Source organism: Holospora curviuscula, assembly GCF_002930195.1.
GTDB lineage: Bacteria > Pseudomonadota > Alphaproteobacteria > Holosporales > Holosporaceae > Holospora > Holospora curviuscula.
Map to the genome: position 1 here is coordinate 1 of NZ_PHHC01000009.1, position 1,557 is coordinate 1,557.

The following is a 1,557-nucleotide window of genomic DNA, read 5'->3' on the forward strand; positions in this document are numbered from 1 at the left end:
GAAGCTGTGAACGCACTAAAAAATTTAAAACTTTTTTAAAATGCTGGATAAAATCATAAAAAATTACTAAAAGGATACTCCATGGATACACGGTTAAGTTTAGTCTTAGTTCAACAATATGAAGCGATGATTTTTCATCTTTACGGAAGTTCATTTCTTAAAAATTTGGGGTATTCTTTGTGGATTACGACTAAAAACTTTCTATTAATTTCTATATTTTGTCTTCCTTTGTACGGGCTTGGGTACACTGTACGCTTTTTTTTCAATACATCTTTAAGTCTACAAATAGGAGGACTGGTGCTATTGAGTAGCGTCTCCATGGGATATTTTCTTCTAGTACCTTGGTGGATTCATCATAACATTTCAAGAACTTATGGAATGTTAACCGTCGCCTATCAATTTTCTTTAATGAGCCTAAAGATAATGCTGTTTGAATTACCCCTTATTCTATCGTGGGGTCTATTATCAATTCTTTTTAGTAGTGTAGTAGACATATCCAAAGCAGGGTTTGTACCCTTAGTAACTTTGGTCCTCTTTAAGTACTTGTTCTTTCGATGGAACAAACATTTCTTTATCAATGCTGCCAGTGGTCGCGTAGAAATGTCTAATGTTTTAAAAAACACACTGGTACAAGCACTAGAAGATGATTTTCAAAATTTCTTAAATAAATCCTGGCTCCATTGGTTGTTTTATACTTTTTTAAATTTATTAAAATTTCTCGCTTTCCTTTACTTTCTTTCTACATTTTTTATACTATTATATGGTGTTTATTTTGTTGGCGTCATGGGTCTTTCTAGAAGTGACAAAGTTACTGCTGATTTGTCGTTATTATTTTCGTTGATTCCATTCCTCACGATCCTGTGTTTTCCATTGATTGTTGTACTCTGCATATCCTCCTGGATACACCGCCGATATGTTGGGGGAATGTGGGCATTGCTTCACAACGTGACTTGTGGAGGAACAATCATGATGGCTACTCCCTATATGATTGGTTTTTATATTTTATTTAGTATCTCTATCGTTAGTTTTAATCATGATGGCTATAACTTTTTAAGTCTTTTAAATCCACTAGAGTTTATACTGAAGACGAATATTCATCTTAACTCTTTTAGTATCTTAACCCCTTTAGGTTTTATATCCATGGGAATTTTGATGGCAATATCCTATTGTACATTTAAGGTTTACAAACAAAATTTCTCAAGGTCGTCATGAGGAAAGGGTCTGTATGTTGGATCACATGCCCGGCGGAGGAATAGCTTATGGACTTAGCGCATAAAGAGATAAATCGTTGGAAAGTTTATGCGTCCGTTTTGTCTGCAAATCTCTTACGCCTTGGGGAAGAACTTCAGAATATGTGTGCTTATGTAGATGGATTTCATTGGGATATTATGGATGGGCACTATGTTCCCAATCTCACACTAGGACCCTGTGTGATTAAACAGGCAAGATCTATGCTTCCAGAGATGTGGTTTGACGTACATATTATGGCAAACCCCAGCGATAACATTATTCCTCTTTTTACCACACTCCCCATTCAGAGTCTTACTTTTCATCCCC

Annotated in this window: 1 protein-coding gene and 1 pseudogene; both read left to right on the top strand. The window is 35.5% G+C overall.

The window, feature by feature from the left end; translation table 11 throughout:
* Positions 1-81 precede the first annotated feature (81 nt).
* Positions 82-1,212 (top strand): hypothetical protein, encoded by a 1,131-nt coding sequence (locus HCUR_RS00220; protein WP_104206245.1) that lies wholly within the window; start codon positions 82-84, stop codon positions 1,210-1,212.
* A 47-nt stretch (positions 1,213-1,259) separates the two neighbouring features.
* A pseudogene (locus HCUR_RS00225) lies at positions 1,260-1,557 on the top strand (ribulose-phosphate 3-epimerase); the annotation flags it as partial.